General features: G+C 34.7%; 3 protein-coding genes. All 3 read left to right on the top strand.

All coding sequences use genetic code 11. From position 1 onward, the window contains the following. Nucleotides 1-78 precede the first annotated feature (78 nt). The 3 genes from ACP6PL_RS16405 (at nt 79) to ACP6PL_RS16395 (ending at nt 6068) form a co-directional block, all read left to right on the top strand. Nucleotides 79-3972 carry a PAS domain-containing sensor histidine kinase gene (locus tag ACP6PL_RS16405; RefSeq protein WP_426546334.1) on the top strand — a complete coding sequence of 1298 codons (3894 nt, stop codon included), beginning with the start codon at nt 79-81 and terminating at the stop codon, nt 3970-3972. A 21-nt stretch (nt 3973-3993) separates the two neighbouring features. Beyond that, nucleotides 3994-4701, top strand: coding sequence for a response regulator (locus ACP6PL_RS16400; protein ID WP_426546333.1), 708 nt, complete (start codon nt 3994-3996; stop codon nt 4699-4701). A gap of 413 nt (nt 4702-5114) precedes the next feature. Further along, nucleotides 5115-6068, top strand: coding sequence for a diguanylate cyclase (locus ACP6PL_RS16395; RefSeq protein ID WP_426546332.1), 954 nt, complete (start codon nt 5115-5117; stop codon nt 6066-6068). Nucleotides 6069-6428 lie beyond the last annotated feature (360 nt).

Here is a 6428-nt window from a genome sequence, read left to right as displayed (position 1 = left end):
TCTCTACTGTAATGATTCTGGTTTTATTATAAGTGATCATCCGAACATGATATAATTGGGAAAAATATCAAAGAAGTTTTGGGAGAAGAAACATTTGAATTTTTTTTTCAACAACCATTTGAAAGATGTTTAGCAGGGGAAACTGTAGAAGTTCAGGGGTGGATAGACTTAAATCTGATTGATAAAAAATATATAATTCGTACTTATGCACCTTATTGTGATGAAAATGGCAAGATTGCTGGAATTATTGCTAATCTTCGAGACCAAACAGATTTTCAGGAAGCAGAAATCGCCCGGCAAGAAAGCCAAGAATCTTTCCAAAAAATATTTGAAAATACTACAGAAGGAATTGCTATTTGCTCACTCACAGGAGAATTTTTACAAGTAAATCAGATTTTATGTAAATTTCTGGGATATTCTGAAGCAGAATTGTTAAACCTAAATTATCACCAGGTAACACAACCTAAGAACCTAGAATCAGCATCAATTCTAATTCAGCAACTTATTTCTCAGGAAATATCCTACTTTTCCCTCGAAAAACAATATATTCATCAAAATAGAACTTTGGTTTGGGCTCAAGAAATAGGTTCGATAATTCGACACCCAGACGGTTCTCCCAAATATTTACTATTGGCAGTTAAGAATATTAACTCTCAAAAACTAGCTCAACTGATCCAACAACAAAATCAAGAACGACTACAACTGGTGGTTGAAAGTTATGGGGATGGTTTTTGGGATTGGGATTTAACTAAAAATGAGGTATATTTCAGTCCTTGCTGGATGAAAATGCTAGGTTACGAAGCAGATGAATTGCCACCAAAGGTAGAAACTTGGGAAAGCTTGATTCATCCAAAAGAAAAACTAATTGTAATGGAAACTCTCAATGCTCATCTCAAAGATGATTCTATTCCCTATAAGTTTGATTATCAGCTACGGACAAAATTAGGGACATGGAAGTGGATCGCAAACTATGGCAAAGTTGTAGCTAGAGATAGCCAAGGTAACCCGCTGAGAATGGCAGGAATACATCGAGACATTAGCGATCGCAAACAAGCAGAAGCATTGCTGCGTGAGAAAGAACAAACAATTCGCGCTCTAGTTGAAACCATACCAGATACAATGATTCGGATAAAACAGGATGGTACAAAAATTGAGCTGATTAATCAAAAAATGTTTCGAGTACTGACTTCAGAGAAAAAAACTAACACAGAAAACTTAATAGATTTATTTACCGCTCCAATATTGCAACAGCTAACTCGACTAGCTCAACAAGCTTTAGCAACTCAAAAATTACAAACATTAGAATATGCTATTACCCACAATGGGAAAGAGAAATTTGAGGAAGCTCGCATAGTTCCTCTCACAGAGGATGAGGTATTAGTGGTACTTCGTAATATTACTGAGCGCAGCCAGGAAGAAACCCTACTCAGAGAAAGTCGAGAAGCACTAGCCGAGATTCAAAGAATTTCTCATATTGGTAGTTGGCAGCTAGATGTTGCTACTAAAAAAATTAGCTGGTCAGAAGAATTATTCGAGATTTTTGGCTTCGATCCAGCAAATTTAGAACCTACCTATACTGAATATTTCCAGTATATAGCTCCAGAAGATAGGGTACCACTACAACAGTGTTTTGAGGAAGCAATAGCTTATGGTACTTCCTATAAAATTGACTTAAAAATTTCTAGAACTGATGGTATTACTAGATATATAGAATTACGAGGGGAAGGAATTAAGGATTGGGCAGGAAATGTTATCAAGGTATTCGGAACAGTATTTGATATTACTACTCGCCAAAAGATAACAAAAACCCTACAAAAACAAGAAGCAGAACTAAAGATTTTTACTCAAAACCTCCTAGAAATTAACAAGAAACTTGCTCAACAAAAACAAATGCTAGCAGATATTTTAGATGGCTTACCAATACCAATATTTCTCAAAAGCTATGGGGAAGAAGAGCGGCTCGAATTTCACTTTTTGAATCATGCAGCAATGGTAGGTTTTGGTTTAGAAGGAAAATCTTTGTCAGAAGTTAAATATGAGGATTTATTTGGTCAACACTGTATGCAGTTTAAGTCTGACGATCTAAAAGTATTAAAAACAGGCCAACCTTTGGTAAAAGAAGAAACCTTTCATGATCCATCAGGAAAAACATACTATATTATCTTAAATCGAACATTGATCCAAGCAGGAGATACAAATCAAGATAAATTATTGCTTGCTTGTGCTATTGATATCACAGAGCGAAAAAATTTTGAAAATGCGTTGTGTGAAAGTGAAGCCAAATTTCGGCAATTAGCAGAAAATATTCACCAGGTATTTTTTGTTTTGTCTGAGCAAGGAGAAGTATTATATATCTCACCCGCTTATGAAGAAATTTCAGGTAGAAGTTGCGCTAGTATATATGAAAATTCTGAGTCGTGGTTATCGTCTATTTATCCCGATGACATTCCAACTTTGGTAGCAGCTTTCAATATTCATATAGAGACCCAAAAACCTTTTGAAAAAACCTTTCGTATCCTTCGTGAAGATGAAGAAATTCGTTGGATTCAAGTCAGATCATTTCCCCTATTCAATGACACCCAAAGAGTTATCCGCTTTACCGGTATTGCAGAAGATATTACCAAATGGAAACTTGCAGAGGAAACTTTGCGACAACAGCTTGAACAAAGTCTTTTGCTCAAACGTATTACTGATCAGATTCGTAGTAGTTTAGATACAGAAAAGATTTTTCAAATTACTGTCGAGCAAGTGGGGCAAACTTTCCAAGCAAATCGTTGTTTGATTCATTTTTATATCAACGACTCTGTGCCTAAAATACCGTCCGTAGCAGAACACCTGATCGGAGAAGTAGAATCAATTTTAGATATAGAAATACCAATAGCAGGAAACCCCCATGTAAAACAGTTGCTGAGTCAGGAAACTGCAATCGCATCCAATGATGTTTATGCCGATTCCCTACTACAACCAATAGCACCCCTTTGCCGTCAAATTCAACTTAAATCGATGTTAGCAGTGGGTACTTTTTATCAAGGTCAGATTAACGGAATAATAGCACTACATCAGTGCGATAGCTACAGAGAATGGACAAATAGTGAAATTCAACTACTTGAAGCAGTTGTAGCTCAAGTTGGTATTGCCATTGCCCAAGCTAATCTACTGAAGCAAGAAGTTGAACGCAGAAATGAATTAGCTGAAAAAAATACTGCCCTCCTAGAAGCAAAGCGACAAGCTGAAGCAGCTAACAAAGCTAAGAGTGAGTTTCTGGCAAATATGAGCCATGAAATTCGCACTCCGATGAATGGAGTATTGGGTTTTTCTGAGTTGCTACAATCTTTTGTTACCGATCCTGTAGGCAAATCTTATTTAGCTTCAGTATTGGCAACTGGTAAAACTCTAATGGCTCTGATCGATGACATTCTAGATTTTTCCAAAATTGATGCTGGAAAACTACAGCTTAATTATGAAGCTATTGATATCACTTCCATAGTTCAGGAAATCAAACAAATATTTATGGCGAAATCTACCAATCAAGGACTAAATTACTACATAGAAATTTCCCCTACTTTACCTAATACAATTTTATTTGATCGAGTACGACTGCAACAAATCCTGTTCAATATAATCGGAAATGCTATTAAATTTACTCAGAGCGGATATATTAAGGTTTCTGTAAATTCATACGAGGTTGATAATATTCAAAGCAATCAAATTGGTTTAGAAATCTCTGTAGAAGACACAGGAATTGGTATTGCGCCAGAAAAACAACAGCAGATTTTTGATGCTTTTACTCAAAGTGACAGTACAACCAGTCGCAAATATGGAGGTACAGGGTTAGGTTTAACAATTACTCGTCGTCTTGTAAATATTCTAGGGGGTACAATTAAGCTAGAAAGTCAATTAGAAAAGGGTAGTAAATTTATCCTCAGTTTTCCCAGAGTAAACATTACACAGATCCCTGTAGAATCTAACTAATTAGCAAAAGAGGATAACAATTTGCAACAATTTCCCCCTTTAAAAATTCTTGTGGTTGATGATATAGCTTTCAATAGGGATTTAATTGCTGGATATTTTTATCAAACATCTCACCAACTATTTTTTGCTGGCGATGGGCAAGAAGCAATCCAGATTGCCAAAGTACAACTCCCCGATCTGATTTTTCTTGACTTGCGGATGCCTTGTATGGATGGTAGAGATACAGCTTTATTCCTAAAGCAAGATGAACAAACAAAACACATAGCGATCGTGATGCTGACTGCTTCATCAAAAGTTGAAGATGAGTATGACTTGAAGTTTTTGTGTGAAGGGTTTCTCCGGAAACCTGTCAGTTGTACTCAACTGGTGGCAGAAATGAAGAAAATATTTCCGATTATTTCTGCTGCTACTACACCTAAGCTTGAGATAGCAGAATTAGATAATTTTACCCAAACAAAGGTTATTTCTAGGCAACCAATACGATTAGATGAACTACTAGATAAGCTGAATCAGGAAGCAGAAAGTAATTGGCTCAAGTTGCGGCAAACCTTAGCTATAAGTGAGTTGGAAAAATTTGTCGCCCGTTTGAATGTTTGGGCAGAAGAGCATCAGTGTCAATTATTAGGAGAATATACTCAGAAACTAACTCAACAAATTGATGATTTTGACTGGGATACAATCCCTGAAACTATTGACCAGTTTACTATAATATGTGATGCTTTAAAATAGATGATCTAATGCTGCATAGTAGGAATGTTCGCAAACCGGTACGGATACACTATTGCCTTCACTATTAGACATCTCCAATAATAAAAAATAAAATCAATTATCCTACAGAAATAATCAATTATTTCTCCTTGATTCCTACTGTATAGTCCCTCTTTTCCGGATATAATATTATTTTCTGAAATTGGTATTATTTAACTAGCATTGGTAATTGAGATGATGATTTATCTCAAGTTTACCCTGATTAGGGTAACCACGGGAAATTGCTCCTACAAATTTCATTTTGATTAACTAAGGCTATTTAAGTAGTATAAAAAGCTGTAGATGATGGAAAAAATATTTTAAAAAATGCTATAACAAATTCCTGTATTTTCTCTCAGATAAGATAAGTCCATAATCATTATTAGGTTAAGAGTATGCTGACAAAAGAACCATTTAAACCTGAAAATTTTTATATTCTTGCAGTTGATGATATTTCTACTAATCTGAAATTGTTAAGAGTAATCTTAGAACCTATAGGTTATAGTCTGACTTTTGCCAAGGGTGGTCATCAAGCTATAGAAAGGATTAAAACTTCAAAACCAGATTTGATTTTGCTAGATTTAATGATGCCTGAAATGGATGGATTAGAAGTATGTAAGCGGTTAAAGAGTGACCCAGAATATGCTGATATTCCGATTATTTTTCTGACTGCAAGTAATGAACAAGAACACATGATAAATGCTTTTGACTTGGGGGCAGTTGATTATATTAATAAACCATTTAAAACAGCAGAACTTTTTGCTAGAATTCGGAATCATTTACTCCTTAAACATACAATTGACGAATTAAAATCTACACAAATAGAGTTACAAAATGCTTTAGCCGAAGTTAAAAAACTCGCCAATACTGACCCGCTTACAGGAGTATTAAATCGTCGTAGTTTGTTTGATTTTGCTCATCAAGAATTTAATCGTGTTAGTAGATATGGTCCGCCTTTTTCTATTTTATTAATGGATTTAGATAACTTCAAGAAAGTTAACGATAACTACGGTCATCAAATGGGAGATCAAGCTTTATGTACAGTAGTTAAAAGTATTAAAAATACCATTCGCAATGTTGATTTTTTAGGTCGATATGGTGGAGAGGAATTTCTGGCTATTTTGCCAGAAACTTATGGAGAGCAGGCACTTACATTAGCAGAACGAATTAGACAAATGGTAGCTAGTAATATTATTAAAACTGACAAGGGAAATCTCCGGTTAAGCATTAGTATTGGAGTTACTTCATATTCTATCAAAGATCAGAGTTTAGATGATATGATATTACGAGCAGATAAAGGAGTTTATCAAGCAAAGCAAGAAGGAAGAAATAAGTCTTGTTTAGTATAGCAGTAAGTCTTGTGCTGAGGATAATAAATTTTAGTTGTAAGGGTAGGGATGAAAATACTCTTTATCTTACTATGACTGTTCAAAATAACCTTGATTTCCATCCAATTTTAGATATTGCAGGTAAGATTGAGGTAAGCATTCAGTCTTCAAAAAAAGCTGTTTGTGCAGCATGAAAAACGGAAATACTGAACGGTAATAGCTGAATTATTATACAGTGTAATCTCAAATTTTGATAAAAAAAGGTAGAGTTTAAAACAACTAGATTATAGCAACTATAAAAAAGAATGCTAAGTAGGTAGGTGAAAAATTTACCCAATTATTAATTATTAATAATTAATAATTAAATAATTCTGGTTTAAA

It is taken from the genome of Dapis purpurea BLCC-M126 (assembly GCF_050015975.1).
In the GTDB taxonomy this organism is placed as follows: Bacteria; Cyanobacteriota; Cyanobacteriia; order Cyanobacteriales; family Microcoleaceae; genus Trichodesmium.
This window is presented reverse-complemented; position numbering and strand designations above follow the sequence as displayed.